The 14,555-nt window shown below is 62.4% G+C and carries 12 protein-coding genes; 3 read left to right on the forward strand and 9 right to left on the reverse strand.

What is annotated here, in order from left to right; translation table 11 throughout:
* Positions 1 to 56 precede the first annotated feature (56 nt).
* The 4 genes from ACPWR9_RS15585 to ACPWR9_RS15600 are packed head-to-tail and all read right to left on the reverse strand — an operon-like array spanning position 57 to position 4,641.
* The gene (locus tag ACPWR9_RS15585; RefSeq protein ID WP_426298994.1) at positions 57 to 1,019 is read right to left on the reverse strand and encodes a Csu type fimbrial protein; all 963 of its coding nucleotides are present in this window, start codon (positions 1,017 to 1,019) and stop codon (positions 57 to 59) included.
* On the reverse strand, positions 1,016 to 3,364 hold the full coding sequence (locus ACPWR9_RS15590; RefSeq protein WP_426298996.1) for a fimbria/pilus outer membrane usher protein: 2,349 nt from the start codon (positions 3,362 to 3,364) through the stop codon (positions 1,016 to 1,018). Before ACPWR9_RS15590 ends, ACPWR9_RS15585 begins: the two co-directional genes overlap by 4 nt.
* A complete protein-coding gene (locus ACPWR9_RS15595) occupies positions 3,351 to 4,100 on the reverse strand; it encodes a fimbrial biogenesis chaperone (RefSeq protein WP_426298998.1) in 750 nt (249 codons plus the stop codon). The genes ACPWR9_RS15590 and ACPWR9_RS15595 overlap by 14 nt, the downstream gene beginning before the upstream one ends.
* Before the next feature lie 13 nt (positions 4,101 to 4,113).
* Positions 4,114 to 4,641, reverse strand: a complete 528-nt coding sequence (locus ACPWR9_RS15600) for a Csu type fimbrial protein (RefSeq protein ID WP_426299000.1) — start codon at positions 4,639 to 4,641, stop codon at positions 4,114 to 4,116.
* Positions 4,642 to 4,993: 352 nt separating this feature from the next.
* Between ACPWR9_RS15600 and ACPWR9_RS15605 the strand changes: the two genes are divergently transcribed.
* Positions 4,994 to 5,713, forward strand: a complete 720-nt coding sequence (locus ACPWR9_RS15605) for a hypothetical protein (protein WP_426299002.1) — start codon at positions 4,994 to 4,996, stop codon at positions 5,711 to 5,713.
* A gap of 67 nt (positions 5,714 to 5,780) precedes the next feature.
* On the opposite strand, the gene ACPWR9_RS15610 is transcribed toward ACPWR9_RS15605, so the two are convergent.
* The 5 genes from ACPWR9_RS15610 to ACPWR9_RS15630 all read right to left on the reverse strand — a co-directional run bounded on the left by ACPWR9_RS15610 (position 5,781) and on the right by ACPWR9_RS15630 (position 11,939).
* The gene (locus ACPWR9_RS15610; protein WP_426299004.1) at positions 5,781 to 7,346 is read right to left on the reverse strand and encodes a complex I subunit 4 family protein; all 1,566 of its coding nucleotides are present in this window, start codon (positions 7,344 to 7,346) and stop codon (positions 5,781 to 5,783) included.
* 461 nt (positions 7,347 to 7,807) lie between these two features.
* Positions 7,808 to 8,428: a flavin reductase family protein gene (locus ACPWR9_RS15615; protein ID WP_426299006.1), complete on the reverse strand. Its 621-nt coding sequence runs from the start codon at positions 8,426 to 8,428 to the stop codon at positions 7,808 to 7,810.
* Between the two features lie 67 nt (positions 8,429 to 8,495).
* The gene (locus ACPWR9_RS15620) at positions 8,496 to 9,446 is read right to left on the reverse strand and encodes a glycerophosphodiester phosphodiesterase (protein WP_426299008.1); all 951 of its coding nucleotides are present in this window, start codon (positions 9,444 to 9,446) and stop codon (positions 8,496 to 8,498) included.
* A 13-nt stretch (positions 9,447 to 9,459) separates the two neighbouring features.
* On the reverse strand, positions 9,460 to 11,034 hold the full coding sequence (locus ACPWR9_RS15625) for a hypothetical protein (protein ID WP_426299010.1): 1,575 nt from the start codon (positions 11,032 to 11,034) through the stop codon (positions 9,460 to 9,462).
* A 2-nt stretch (positions 11,035 to 11,036) separates the two neighbouring features.
* Positions 11,037 to 11,939, reverse strand: coding sequence for a hypothetical protein (locus ACPWR9_RS15630; protein ID WP_426299012.1), 903 nt, complete (start codon positions 11,937 to 11,939; stop codon positions 11,037 to 11,039).
* A gap of 430 nt (positions 11,940 to 12,369) precedes the next feature.
* Between ACPWR9_RS15630 and ACPWR9_RS15635 the strand changes: the two genes are divergently transcribed.
* Positions 12,370 to 13,734 carry a caspase family protein gene (locus ACPWR9_RS15635; RefSeq protein ID WP_426299014.1) on the forward strand — a complete coding sequence of 455 codons (1,365 nt, stop codon included), beginning with the start codon at positions 12,370 to 12,372 and terminating at the stop codon, positions 13,732 to 13,734.
* A 164-nt stretch (positions 13,735 to 13,898) separates the two neighbouring features.
* Entirely contained in the window at positions 13,899 to 14,552 is a 654-nt protein-coding gene (locus ACPWR9_RS15640) for a DsbA family oxidoreductase (protein ID WP_426299016.1), read from the forward strand.
* Positions 14,553 to 14,555: the final 3 nt, after the last annotated feature.

The raw sequence follows: 14,555 nt of genomic DNA on the forward strand, positions 1-14,555 counted from the left end.
AACCCCTTTTTGTTTTGTCTCACGGCCTGAAGTCTTTACGGCGTTCGACAAACGCATCAAAACAGAATCGTCGCCGTAATCGTGTCCTTATACGTATCCGGCGCAGGCGTAGACGGCTGCGGCAGGATACGACCGTAGATGGGAATGCTCGCCACGATCCCGGTCCCCGTCCCCTGATACACCGACGTCCCTCCCGTGCCATCTCCCCAAGCAGTGGCATACGTCGAATTCGTATAGAGCTGATACGGTATCGTCGCGCCCAGCGCCTGCCCCTTCAGCGTTCGCGCCCCCACCTGCCCGCTCACGCCACTGCTCAACAAAATTTGATACGCGTCATTGTTGGTGCACTGCACGTTCAGTGCACCTTGCGCGGTCAGTGTGCTACTCAGTGTCGAAGACGGCCCGAACGTGAGGCCCGTCGCATTGATCGTGCAGTTATTCGTCACAGTGACGTTGACGGTAAACGCGCTTGTTGTCCCATTCGTAAATCCCGCTGTGCCACACGCTGGCGCAGCCACCAAATAGAACTGATAAGACAGCGTGACGTTGTTCGCGGGATAAGTTGTCGAGTAGACCGTGTCACTACTTTGGACTGTCGGCACTGTCGTCTGATTGGCAGCAATTTTTGCGTAGATGTTGATATCGGTGCTGCCCGTGTAGCCAAGTATCGAATTGCTGAACGTCGTCGACAAGGCGCTGGCTGGCGTAATCCCCCACGGTATGGCGTTGCCGCTGTCGGTGTACAAGTCGTACGCAATCGTATTGCCGCTGTTGGACAACGAACGCGGCGACGACGCCGAGAAGTTCAGACAGATCTTCACATTCGGCACCAGATTGATTAACGCCCACGTGCACGTCACCTTCACCGTGCCAGTCGCCGTCAGTGCAGCACCTGTGATCGGACTGAACGTTGCGAACGCCACGCTCGGCGGCCCCAGCGAGCACGTCTGTGCTTGCGCCGCTCGCGTCACGAACAACGACGTCAAAACCAGAATCGAGAGCAGGACAAAGCGCTTCATCGGACTCGCCTCGGCAACATCGGGGGCGCCACTGTCTGAGGTGTGCACACGAGCGGTCCAATGCGCGCCATCGCCCCCTGCGCAACCGGATCGTAGGCGAACGTCAGTTCACACGCGCCTTTCTCCTGCGACACCACCAGCGTGTTCTCGGACTGCAACCCGTCGATGAAGGCCAGCCCATCGTAGCCAACGATGGTTTGCTCGCCTGTCTCGCGGTGCGTCACACTCGCCCCCGCCTGTAACGGCGAGCCGTCAGGGTTCACCAACGTGATGAGCGCTGCACGGTAGCGATGCACCGGGAACGTGACCAACACCCCGGCGCCCGCTTCCGGGACCACCGTGCGCGACGCGGGCGAGATCGACAGATCTGCGGGCATGTCGGTCGCGTCCACGGTAAGTCGATTGACTTGGTAACCGTTGAGATCCGGAATCACAAGATGGCCACTGCCGTCGGTGCGCCCGACCGGCAATTGCTCGCGCAGAACAGGCACGTTGGCATCGGCATCTGTCTTGACCAGTGCAAAGCTGTCGTAGATGCGTCTCGCCGGATGGACGCCACCGTCCATCGCAACGAGCGCCCCGGTCAGCCCGACACCCACGCGCGACTGCCGGTCATAGGTCTGCGCCAGCACCGACGCTTGACCATAGCGCCCCAGATATTGCGCTTGCGCCTGCCCGATGCGCACGCTGTCGTTGACACCGCCCAGCACGTTCCATCCCCAGCCGCCGCCGTAGTCGGCAGTACGCGTGGCGCTGGCGAGCGCCTGCGTCGTGTTCTGTTGCCGCGACCACGACACGGCCCCCACGGTATTCGGCCCCATGGTGAAGCTGAACATCGCGAACACGCCGTAGCTACGTCGGTTGGCCATATCCTGAAATGCCCCCACGTTGAGTGAGCCCGCCGAGCGCACCGGCCACGAGACGTTGGCGGACAGCACCCGCGACGTCGGGAAATCGGCGCCAGCCATGCCGATGTAGCTCAGCGACAGCGTTCGATTTCCCCAGAACGGCGTGGACACCGTGACGCGATCCATCGTGCTCGGCACGGCAGAGCCGCCCAGTGTGGCCAGATCGCGAAAGTCCCCGATCGTGCGCTGAAACAACGAATCGAACGAGAAGTTGCGCGACAGATACTGATAGCCGACACCGATCTGCGCGCCATCGCGTCTCCCCGTCGACCCCGACAACGATCCACTCACCACGCCGTAACCGGACAACGACACCAAGGCACCGACACCGGCATTCACGAGTCCCGACGAACCTTCGGCGTGATACTCAGTGGTCAATCGATCAGAAATACCGTAGCGGTACGCCGCCGACGCGGCAACACGATGCTCATAACCCCACGAACGAACGCCATAGTCGGCGCGTGGCACGCCCGCCTCGAACGAGTAGCTCGACAGGCCCGCTGCCAGCATGCGGGTGTCGATGTACAACGGCACGTTAATGACGCTCTCACGCCCGAGCGCATCGCGCGTGACGACCGCCGCCTGAAGATTGCCAATCAGCCCCGGCGTCTCGCGAATCACGAACGGCCCGGCGGGCACGTCACCGCCGAAACGCCGAATGCCGTCGAGATAAACGTCGACAGACGACGGTACCGCCGCCGACCCGCCGAGCGACGGCACGGGAAAGGTGACGAGGTCCGGCCGCAGCGCGAAGTTCTTGCGCCACTGCACACCGGCGATACGGATCGAGCGGGACCAAGCGAGCGAACCGGAAATCGTGTCGCCGAGTTGTAAGGTCGTCATCTCGGCGGGATTGTCGTGACGCCAGAAGGTGTCGTAACGCACATACGCCTGACTGCCCGGCCAGGAATCGAACACACCGGTCTGACTGAAGACGCCGCCCTGATGAAAGAATCGCAATTCCGTCCAACTCGACGCGCGCGTCATTCGATCACGCTCGATCAGCGCGTCGTAATTGAGCAGGAATCCATTCGACGTCATCGCATTCGCAGCGCGCGGTGTGACGCGGCCGATCTGGAACGGCACCCGTAATGTATCGGGCACAGCGATGTCGATGCTCTGCCGCGACGCGTCGTAGCGGTACTGAACGCCGCGGATCGTATCGAGTGGCACCTGCGTGTCGCCGGTAATCTTGAGTTGGCTGACATCGATACCCAGCGACTGTAAATCGTCGGCGGCCGCGCTGAAGCGTCCGTCACGCATGAGGAAGTGAGCAATGGCACCGGTGGCGGCCCCGTTGACCGACACGTCGAGGTAGTAGTCGCTCACCAAGCCCTCGGCCGCCGACGGATGCTCGACAGGTGCCAGCGCGCCGGCAAACAGGCTCGCCACCCAAAGCGCGCTCGCACCGTGACGGGCGCGCTCACGGCCCGGCATCGATATTGACGACGGCGCGCGTGGGAACCGTGTTGATCGTGGTGTCGATCGTCAGAGGCGAAGCCGGTGCTTTACCAACAGGCCAAGTGAGCTTGAACATACGCCGCTGCCCCGCAAGCGCGTAGCCAAGCAAGCCATTGGTCACGGGATGGGATTTGCCTGCGGCGTCGACAAGGCTGGTCGCACCGATTTGCGCACGGTTGCCGCCTAGATTCTGCGCATCCAGATACCAATCGTCGCCAAGGCGCTTCAACGTGAACTGTAGTTGCGGCTTCGGGAGTGTCGTTGCCGGAACGACGAACACGGGAATCGAGTAGCGCATGCGGATCGAGATACCGCTCGGCGTCGGCCTACCGGGCTCAGGTAGTTCATCGACGAGCAAACGGTAGGTCTGTTCGGCGGCGGGTGGCGCGTTGGACACGCGCACGAGACGGATGATCTGAGAACCGTTCCCCTCGATGCGCAGAATCGGCGGGCTGGCCGCGATGGCATCCGTAGGGGTGAGCTTGTCCTCCCCCGCTTCCTGCGTCCATGCGTAAATCCGGACCTGACCGAAGACGGGTGTGTCCCCCGGATTGCTCAACGTCAGTCCGATGGCGTTCTGCTTGGCCGAAAACTCCACATTGACCGGGGAAATCTGCAACGTGGCCGCCCCGGCGGACAGGCAGAGCAAGGCAGCGATACCGCCGCCAACGCACATGGCGCACCGCTCCGCCCACAGGCGGAATCGTCTCATCGGCCGCGCCCCGCTAGAAATAGACGGTCGCGGTGATTACCGACGTATAGGTGTCCGGCTGCGGGATCGCCCCCGCCGAGACAGGCAACTGACCGTAAACGGTGAATGCCTGCGCAACGCCGTTACCTGTCCCCGACTGTGTGTTGGTCCCTTGCGTCGTCCCCCAGACCGTGCCGTGCGCTGAATCCTGATAGAGCCCGTAGCTGATGGTCGCCGTATTGCCACTCGCGGTCCCCGACATGACGCGCGCGCTCACGGTCGATCCCGTGCCGGAGCCGGCGCTCAACCCGAGGTTATAAGGGGTGGTGTTCGTACAGGTCACGGAGACCTGAGATGTGGTCGTCTGCACCGTCGACAGATTGGACAGCGACCCAAAGCTCATGGGTGTGGCAGTCACCGTGCAGCCCGCCGTGATGACCAACGTGACGGTGAACGTAGCGGTACTCGTGCCGTTGCTGTAGACGGCCGCTTGTGCGGGGAGTGGCGGCACCAACAACAAGCTCGCCACGAGGAGGGTAATGCGCGCAGCTGGTTTATTCATCGTCGGTTTCTCGCAAAACGTCGGAAGGAACTAGCGGGCACCAGGCAATGCCGCTGCCGTTGCCGCACACCATTTGTCACACAAAGTACATCGCACTACGTAACACATAGTGTACATCGCAGTACTTAGCTTGTGTCACAGAGTCGTTTCGTCGATGTGGTAGTGGGAATTTCGCATTCGAGACGCCCGTTTGAAATTCATCCTCCAGGGGGTTCGTGACACTAAAGATTTCAAATTTTCTGCCGAAATACTGCTTTGGCTTCAAACGACGCACGGCGCATGCCGGCGTGTGTCGCACGGGGAAACGGGTACGGGGAGTCACCCCGACGAATCAATGCTGCGGAGAAAATGCATGTCGGTAAGAGTTGTACTGGGGGTTCTGATGGGCGCGGCTGCCATCCATTCGGCGAGTGCTGCCGATCAAGCGAACTGGATCACCGCCGCGGAGTCGCCCGGCTACGTTTGGCAGGCGAAAAAGGGTAGCGGCAGTCTCATGAACGTGGATGGCAAGAAGGGGACCGGTTACTCCTTCTTGTATCAGGTGAAGAACAAGTCGAATAACACCTACGAATACGGTCAGGCGTTCGTCATGCTGGAGTCGTGCAAGAAGGGCTTCGGCTACGTGTACTACAACGGCATGGAAGCCCAATTCCGCGGCAAAGATGCCTATGTGCGTTTCGGCCCCACTGTGGCCGACAATCTCGGCAGCCTGGCTTGCATGAGTTGGGACGAGGACACCGGCAAGGTGTCGCGACAAGACAAAGAGAACGTCTGGGAGCAGGCGGCGAAGGCAGCGCAAACGGGCAATCGCTACATGCTCAAGACCGACACCGTGCAGCGCCGCAATTTCAAGGGCAAGCCGTCGATCTCTGCGTTGTCCCGGTTCGATAACGTCGGCAAGAACACCTTCTCGTATAGCGAATACGTGATCGCGGTCGCCGACTGCCAGAAAGGGTACGGCACCATTTACGAGCTGAACTTCGATGGCGCAGTCATCGATAAATCAGACGTTGCGCTCGACGGTAATTCGGTGATCTCCACCTTCTCGGGCGCCCTCTGCAACAAGCTGTAAGCCCGCAGAAAGTCAAAAAAATGGGCGCCTCTGAGCGCCCATTTTTTCATTCGACAACCGCCACGCCTCAAGCGTCCGGCTGCACACCCTTCACCGTCACGGCAGCGTGCCCGGCGGTGTCGCCATGGCGACGCCCCGCGACTTCGCTGCTACCCGGATCGTTCGGGGCCAGGCGGTGCTGCTCGATGCCCTGCACGACCTGAATGGCCGTCGCATCGATGCCGTCCGTGAGCGGCTTCGGGTCGAGACCGATGGCGAGCACCATCACCGCCATGGCACCCAGCAGCGCAAACTCGCGACGGCTCACGTCCCCCAGCGATGCCACCGCCTTATTGCCGACACGCCCGAAAATCACACGCTTATACATCCACAGCGTGTAGGCCGCGCTAAGCACCAGCGTGAGCGACGCCAGCGCACCGATCCAGAAGTTGGCCTTGATCGCCGCCATCAACACCAGGAACTCGCCGACAAAACCCGACGTCCCCGGCATGCCGACATTGGCCATCGAGAACAACATCGCGAACGCAGCAAAGCGCGGCATCGTAGCGGCCACGCCACCATAAGCGTCGATCGACGAACTGCCAGTGCGGTCATACAGCATACCCGTACACAGCAGCATCGCGCCCGAGACGATGCCGTACGAAATCATCTGCATCACCGCACCGTCCGTGCCCATCTCCGAGAACAGAAACAAGCCGAGCGTCACCAGCCCCATGTGCGCCACTGCCGAATAAGCCAGCAGCTTGCGCAAGTCCGTCTGCACCAGGGCCACCAGACTCGCGTAGATCACCGCGACGAGCGAGAGCACCACCATCACCGACGCGACGAAATGACTGGCATCCGGCAACAGCGGCAAATTAAAGCGCAACAGCCCGTAGCCCCCCATCTTCAGCATACCGAGCATGACGGCAGCGCCAGTCGGGCCATCGAGGTGAACGTCCGGCAGCCACGTATGCACCGGCCACATCGGCACCTTCACCGAGAACGCACCGAGAAACCCGATAAACAACATGACTTGCACGGCCAGCGGCAGATGCAGCTCATGCCAACGCGCAAGGTCGAAGCTCTGCGTCTGCATGTACAGATACAGCATCGAGAGCAGCATCATCAGCGAGCCGGTCAGCGAGAAGAAGAAAAACTTCACGGCGGCGCGCGTGCGATTGGCGCGTCCGTACACGCCGATGAGCAGATACAGCGGCAACAGCGTCGCTTCGAAAAACACGAAGAACAACATGCCGTCTTGCGCCGTGAACACGCCCTGCATCAGGCCGGAGAGCACGAGGAAGCTGCCGAAGTACGAGCTCATGCGCGTGCTCACCGCGCGCCACGACGCCAGCACCACGATGATGGTTGTCACACCGGTCAGCGCGACGAGCCAGAGCGAGAGGCCATCGACGCCCACGTGCCAGGACGCATCGAACGAGGCGATCCAGCGAAAGCGCTCGACGAACTGCATATCGGCCACACGGGTGTGAAACCCACGCACCAGTGGAATGATCGGCAAGGCGGACACGACGGCGGCCGCGAGCGAGGTCCAGCGAACCGCGTTGGGATGACGGTCCTGTCCGAGCAGCATGATGAGCGCACCGGCCAGAATGGGGGTCCAGATAAGAAGCGACAGGATAGGAAACATTGGGGGGAGAGTCCTGATGTGCTGCAACAAAAACAGAGAGCCGAAGCTCTCCATCGACGCAGCCAGGCACGAACCTACCCCGCACGCTTCGCATGAAACGAAGCACGCAAATCAAGGCAATTCAATGCCCGCAGGAGGGGACGCCGGCCGCAGCGGCGTCAATGAAGGTCGCAAGCATACGCGGCTAGAAAACATTTTGCACCGCAGCAAATTTTACAAATGATTGCGAACGATATTTCCGACCGGTCGGTCGGCGAAAGGACGAATGCGCGAAGCCCCGCCCGGCAATGTCCACCGGTGGACACTTGCGAACGGATGACGATGTCAATCGCGTGGCGCGTCGATTTCGTCAATAACGCATTGCGGAAAATGCGGACACTGGGCGAGACGGGCGCGTGAGCGCCCACCTGCCATGACTGGAAACTGCGCTGGAAACTGCCCGAGAAACTGCGAAGGAGGTCTTACAGCTTAGGCCGGCGCAGATCGAACATCGGGCCAATTTCGGCGTAGTCGCCGAGATAGCCGGCACGCATGACCGGATGTGCCTTGAACGTATCGAAGGTGCCGTCCTCGCGCAGGAATTCACGGCGGATATGCACGCCGACTACCTGCCCGAGCGCCAGCCAGTTGTTCATCGGCTTGCCGTCGAGGTCTTGCAGGCGCACCACTTGCAACAGCTTGCATTCGAGCGACGCGGGCGACTCCGCCACATGGGGCACCGACACGTTGACGCCCGGCGCCTTGGTGAGTCCGGCCAGTTCGAACTCATCGACTTCGTGCGGCACCGGCGCCGACGTCTTGTTCATCTTCTCGACGAGCGACTTGCTCGTGAGATTCCAGACGAATTCGCGCGTCGCTTCGATATTGGCGATGGAATCTTTGAAGCCTTCGCTACAGAAACCGATGATCGGCGGGAACGTCGCAAACGCGCCGAAGAAGCTGTACGGCGCGAGATTGACGCTGCCTTGTGCGTCGCGGCTGGAAATCCAGCCGATCACGCGCGGCGCCACAATCGCCTTGAACGGATCGTGGGACAACCCGTGGCCTTTGGCCGGGTCGTAGAAATGAACGTCGTCAGACATGAGCGGGAAGAGTAGAGGCAATGACCCGACGATGCTAACGCATCCCGCCCGTTCCCGCTGATGCGTTTCAACGCTGCCCGATCACCTGCGTCACCCGGCGGCAGAAGGCTTGGGCATCGCCGTCGATCACCGCACCGCTGGGCAGCTTGCCCGTGCGCGCCTTGGCATGTCCGATCGCTTCGGCGAGCGCCTCATCGCCCTGCACGGCATAAGCAAATACGGCCAACCGAGTCTCGGCGGCGTCATCGAGCAAATACGGATTCGCGTCCATCGTGCGCGCGTCGACGTGCACGCCCGCAGGCAAGCCGAGCTGCGCGACGAGATGATCCATCCATGCACGATTGAGTACCGGCGCCTTCGCATGTTTCGCGACGAATTTCGTGAGCTTGTTCGAGCCTACGGCTTCGGCGTTACGCCCATCGAACACGATCAGCCCCATATACCCTTGCCGGTCTGCCGTGCGGGCGCAGCGCAGATTCTGCAACAGCCCGGACGTGAGAAACCAATTGCCGTGGGGCACGCCCTGTTTCATCTGCGCGACCAGCCCTTGAATCGGCGTGCAGTTGCTGACCACTTCCTTGATCTCGGCATTTAGCGTCTTGCCGGGGAAGGTGTTGGCAATGGCGAGCACGTCAGAGAGGAACGGCGGCGGCTCGTTGGTGGGGCGGCCGTTGAGCGTCATGCGCGCGCTGCGCCAGTCGGCCTGCGTGAGCTGCGAGACCGGGCGCGGCGCACCGGCGAGTACCGAGCGGCCCGTCTGCATGTCGTGATGCAGCACCCATGTGCCATCACTCAGTTGCTGCATGTCGGTCTCGACACCGTCCCACGCACCGGCATAACCCGTCTGCAAGGCACGGGCGGAATTCTCCGGCGCGGTGACCGAGCCGCGATGTGCATGAATTTGCATGCCCAGACACGCGGCCGACACCGGCCCAACCATGGCGAACGTGCCGAAGGTGACCGCAAGCGCCGCCGCAGCAATGCGCCGCACACGCGGCAAAACGAAGGGTTTCATCATCACGTGTGCGTCCTTACATCGACTTCTTTGCCGTGGCAGCCTGCGGGTCATAGCCGTATTTGAAGCCCATCAGCACGTCTTGCCGAATCGCTTCGTTGAGCGGATACCCGTATCCCTGCCCCACCACCACGACGTGAGCGATGTTGGTAAGCAAATGACCGCCCGTCGTGCCACCGCTCGACCACGCCATCATCTGGTGGAACAGATCGCTGCGCGTGATCGCGTTCGACGAGAACGAGAACGCGGCCCACACGCCAATCAACCCCGAGAACAACACCACGAGCGTCGCGCGCGATGCGCGCTTGCTCAGCTTCCCGTCGTCACCGGCACGCGAGAGCATCACGCCCTTCGCCGAGAGGAACAGCAATTTCGAGAAGTGCCCGATGGCGCCCAGCAGCGAGAAGAACAACGCCACCGCAGGCACGATTGCCGCGCGCGTGGCATCGAGGCCTTCCTTGGCCCACTTGCCGCCGTCGGCGTAGTCGCTGGCCGGCGCGTCGAGCTGCACCATCATCTTGCGGGTTTCTTCATCGACGGCCTGATCGAACAATTGCTCGAACGACGCCGCACTCGTGTAGCTCGCCTGCACGACGGCCGTCGCGGGCAAGTGCATTTCTTCGCGCAGCTTGTTCTGCACACCACGGCGCGCCACAAAAGCCTCATACGACAAGCCCGGCGGAATCGTCTCGCCGCCCACTTCCACCGACTGCACACGACGTGCCGCTTGCTGGCGGTACTTCACGCCTACCGCGCGATAGAAGTTGACCATGTCGTCCGGACGCCAGTTCGAAGGCAGCGCAGGCAGATCGCGCCGCACACTCGCCGACACCTTGCCGCGCGCGTAGAACGGCACCGTCTCCGGCTGCCAGCCGCGACGGCTCAAGCGCGAGCGATAGTCGTTCCACGCCTTTTGCTGCTCCTGCAACAGATCGGGGTCGCCATCCGAAATCACGGCCGCGTATTTGTTCCAGTCCTTGCGCAACCGCTTCATGCCGTCGGTGTACTTGTCGTAGTACGACTGCACCCCGCCCATCTCGCGGCGCACCTTGTCGCGCACAAGCGTGGTCTTGACGGCGCGCGTCTTCTCGTCGAGACGCTCGACGGAGACTGCCATTACCGGGAATAGCGCGAGAAACGCCTTGCCTTCCGGACGCGCGAATCCGCCGTCGCCCACACCGAGACCATCGAGTTGCAAGCGACCATCGACTAGCGAGCGCTGCATCAGCACGGTGTTCGCCGCCGTACGACGGAACTGCGCGTCGCGTGTGTTCACCAGCACGTCGACCAGCGTCTTGATCGCGAGGAAGACCACCACGATCGTCACGGCACACGCGATCACGACGGTGCGATACGACGGCTTGCCCTGCCCGCCTTTGGCACGGCGCGTGAGCATGAGCTGCAACACCACGAGCGCCGCCGCAATGCCCGAGAGCGTACGGCCGAAGTACTCGATGTGATGCACGTCGTCGGGCGTTGCCGCCCCGCCCACCACGTCGAGCAACCGCCCGTTGAAGCCCAGTTCGAAAATCAGATACACCACGGTGACGGCGATCAGAAACGCCGTCTGCTTGAGCAAAGTATTGCGCACGATCAGTTCCGAAGGTCGACGCGAACGGGTTTGACTTCTTCAGTGGCGAACGAAAGCGAGTTCGACGTGACGGGTCCGGCGGGCGGCGCCGGAATGGTGCGGCCTCCCGACGAACTGCTCGGCGGCGAATTGCTCGCTGTCGTTGGTGCGGCGGGTGCGGTCGGCGCTGGCGCCTGCGTCGGTGCGGGCGTCTTCTGACGGCGCTTCGGCGGGTTCGATGCGGCCGGACGCGTCGCATTGGTATTGGCGTTTTGCGGCGGCAGCGGCGCGAAGCGGTTAGCGTCGGCCGGATCGTCGATGGCCTTGAGCGATCCATCGGCGAACGGCTTGCGGCGAATATCGACACCCGGCGGCACCGGAATCGCCGACTGAAGCAGGCGGCTATCCATATACGTGTGGCGCACGAGGCGGCCATTGCCGGGGAAATCGAACACGAGTGCGCGGCCGTTGTCGACCAGGTCGGCACGCGGCCGATCCTGACAATTGCCGAAGGTCCAGCCGAGCACATCGCTGCCCTGAATGGCGTACAGCACGTATTTGAACGGGCAGTTGTTCTCTTGCGTTTCGAACACCACAACAGAGCGGTCGCCGATCGTCTCCGAGCGCACGAGCCTCGCAGTCATCGCGTTGCCTAACGGCAGCACGCGCATGTAGCGTTCGAGCTTGACGGTGTACTTGCCGTTGCTACGTCGCAACACCCCTTCGGAGCCATCGGCGAGTTTGAACGTGTCGACGGTCGTGCCAAAAACACTGGCCTCGTCGAACCCGTACGTCATGTTGCCGTTTTGATTGCGGGTGACGGCGCAGCCGCCCAACCCCAGAGAAATCGCCACGGCGCCAAGGGCCATGACGCGAGCACGCCGCATCGCGACGAGGGCGTGCCACCCGCCTGCAAGTCGATTCATTCTTGTTATCTGGTCGTCTTTTTCTGTGTGCCAGATCCCCACGCAGTGCGATGCCATTCGAGATCGAACCTTGCGAACGCCATGAACGTCTCGAAATGTCGCCACCTGTCGTGCGAATCCTCCCCGGCAGGATATCGATGACCGCGCCATGACGTCGTTCCGTCACGACGTCGCACGCTTCGGCATCCTGAGCGGCGCATTCTCGCATAAATGATCGCGCCGCAGCATGACGAAACCGACCAGCGCGCGCGAGCCCATGCCCGCGAGGGATCGTACCGGTGTCTGCGACATGCAACATCTGTCAGAAAGTACAGGTAGGCGTGCGCGCGATTTCGTGATTGCATACCGCGTTTGTATGGGTATCCTCATGCACTCGCTGCGGATGTCTCGCCTCACCAGGTTTCGTTGCTTCACCCATTAGCTACACACCATGACGCCTGCTTCACTGCTCCGTTGGTTGTTCGCCCTCCTCTGTGCGATGACGCTCGCAACGGCGTCGAGCGCCGCCCCGGCTTCCGCCCCTGCTCCCGCGCGCAAGGTGGCGCTCGTCGTCGGCAACAGCGGGTACGACGGCGGCGACAGGCTCGTCTCGCCCGCAGGCGACGCCAAACTCATCGGTGAAGCATTCCGCCAGCTCGGCTTCGAGACGAAGGTTGCACAAGACCTCACGCTGGAAGAATTCAACGCGTCGACCGACTGGCTCGCCCAGCGCGCACGTGGCGCACAGGTGGCCGTGCTCTATTACGCCGGTCACGGTTTCGAGTCGGGCGGGGACAACTTTCTCGTGCCCGTGCACGCGGGGGTGCCGGTGGCCGCCATGACTCGCAAGCTCTTGCTTGAGCGCGCCTCGCGTTTGGCCGCCGTGCGCATGAAGGTGATGGCGTCGTCGCCCGCGTCGTTTATCGCGTTGATCGATGCTTGCCGGGTGCCGTCGCGCGGCGCGACCGGCCCGGGGCTCAAACCCGAGAAAGTCGGTCAGGGCGAGCTGATCGCCTTCTCGACGGCCGATCAGGCCGCGGCTTACGACTCGATGCGCACGTTCGGCCAAGCCATCGACAACAGCCCGTTCGCCTACTACCTCGCCATGAACGTGAAGGCCCCGGGTGCCACGATCAAGCACGCCCTCGAACTCACGCAGCAACAAGTGACCGAGCTCACCGGCGGCCATCAACGCCCGTGGATTGCCAGCGGCCTGATTGGCGACGTACCGCTCGCGGCGCAATATCTCGTGGCTTCTAACCCGGTGACTGCACATAGCGTGCCGCAGGCGGCCACCGTGCGCGGTGCACCGAATAGCGTTGGTGGTCCGTCCAACGACGGCACGCAAGTCCAGCGCGCCAACGCATGGGACGACGCCGAGTACCGACTGACCACCGCGGCACAGCGCGCCGATCGCAACGACATCGTCACCCTGCGCGCCCGCAAGGCCGATCCGGCCGCCCTCACCACGCTGGGCATGATTTACGAGGAAGGCTATGGCGTCCCGGCGGACCGCAAGTCGGCCATGACGTTCTACCGCCGCGCGGCGGACATGGGCTATCCGATCGCCCAGACGCTATTGGGCGAAGCCTACTTTGAAGGCAAAGCCGTGCAGCGCGACTATGCGGAGGCGGAAAAGTGGTTTGCCCGGGCCGCGTCGCAGGACTACACGCGCGCACGGCTCGATCTTGCCCACGTGCGTGCGATACGCGGACAAGGGGCTGGCGGGGGGATGCAGAACTGGGGCGACGCGGCCAAGATCATGATCGAGTCGCTCAACCGCCAACAGCAGCGGATGGTGCCGCCCAAACCGTAAGCCGACGGGCGTCGCGCTGCGCGCCCTGTTTCGCACCGCGAACCCGCGTTACGGCGCGCGGCACGTCCCGGCGCGATCCGGCGATTTGTGCGACGATTGCGATGTTGCGTCGCGCCAAGGCGGCGCGTTTTTCATTGCACGCGCCGCCACGGCGCGCTCAGCCCATGCCAGCCACCCTCAATATCGACTTTGTCTCCGACGTCGCGTGCCCCTGGTGCGCCATCGGCCTTGCCTCCCTGAAGACCGCCCTCGGCCGTCTGGGCGACGAGGTCAACGTCGACCTCCACTTCAGCCCGTTCGAGCTCAACCCCGATATGCCGGTTGAAGGCGTAGCGCTGGCCGACTACATGTCGCGCAAGTACGGTCTGTCGCCCGAGCAACTCGCGCAGAACCAAGCCAACATCAGTGCACGGGCACAGGCAGAAGGCTTTCCGATGCGCATGGATTTGCGCACGCACGCCTACAACACGTTCGATGCGCACCGTTTGCTGCACTGGGCCCAAACCGTCGGTAACGACAAGCAGCTCGCGCTCAAGGAAGCCTTGTTCCGTGCGTACTTTGCCGACGGCAAACGCACGAGCGACCCGGAAGTGCTGATCGAAGCCGTGACGCTGGCCGGGCTCGACCCCGCCCGCGCGCGCGAGATTCTCTCGACGGACGAATACGCCGAGCAAGTGCGGGCGCTGGAGCGCCACTATCAGAACTTGGGCATCCGTTCGGTGCCTGCGATCATCTTCAACAATCGCCATCTCGTGAGCGGCGGTCAGCCGCCGGAAGTGTTCGAACAGGCCATCCGCCAAATTCTGGCCGAGGGCTGATCC

Source organism: Pandoraea pneumonica, from assembly GCF_049918595.1.
GTDB lineage: Bacteria > Pseudomonadota > Gammaproteobacteria > Burkholderiales > Burkholderiaceae > Pandoraea > Pandoraea pneumonica_A.

What these genes read in the sequence shown, in the direction of transcription:
- ACPWR9_RS15585 (WP_426298994.1), bottom strand. Translation starts at nt 1,019, where the DNA reads ATGAAGCGCTTTGTCCTGCTCTCGATTCTGGTTTTGACGTCGTTGTTC.
- ACPWR9_RS15590 (WP_426298996.1), bottom strand. Translation starts at nt 3,364, where the DNA reads ATGCCGGGCCGTGAGCGCGCCCGTCACGGTGCGAGCGCGCTTTGGGTG.
- ACPWR9_RS15595 (WP_426298998.1), bottom strand. Translation starts at nt 4,100, where the DNA reads ATGAGACGATTCCGCCTGTGGGCGGAGCGGTGCGCCATGTGCGTTGGC.
- ACPWR9_RS15600 (WP_426299000.1), bottom strand. Translation starts at nt 4,641, where the DNA reads ATGAATAAACCAGCTGCGCGCATTACCCTCCTCGTGGCGAGCTTGTTG.
- ACPWR9_RS15605 (WP_426299002.1), top strand. Translation starts at nt 4,994, where the DNA reads ATGTCGGTAAGAGTTGTACTGGGGGTTCTGATGGGCGCGGCTGCCATC.
- ACPWR9_RS15610 (WP_426299004.1), bottom strand. Translation starts at nt 7,346, where the DNA reads ATGTTTCCTATCCTGTCGCTTCTTATCTGGACCCCCATTCTGGCCGGT.
- ACPWR9_RS15615 (WP_426299006.1), bottom strand. Translation starts at nt 8,428, where the DNA reads ATGTCTGACGACGTTCATTTCTACGACCCGGCCAAAGGCCACGGGTTG.
- ACPWR9_RS15620 (WP_426299008.1), bottom strand. Translation starts at nt 9,446, where the DNA reads ATGATGAAACCCTTCGTTTTGCCGCGTGTGCGGCGCATTGCTGCGGCG.
- ACPWR9_RS15630 (WP_426299012.1), bottom strand. Translation starts at nt 11,939, where the DNA reads ATGAATCGACTTGCAGGCGGGTGGCACGCCCTCGTCGCGATGCGGCGT.
- ACPWR9_RS15635 (WP_426299014.1), top strand. Translation starts at nt 12,370, where the DNA reads ATGACGCCTGCTTCACTGCTCCGTTGGTTGTTCGCCCTCCTCTGTGCG.
- ACPWR9_RS15640 (WP_426299016.1), top strand. Translation starts at nt 13,899, where the DNA reads ATGCCAGCCACCCTCAATATCGACTTTGTCTCCGACGTCGCGTGCCCC.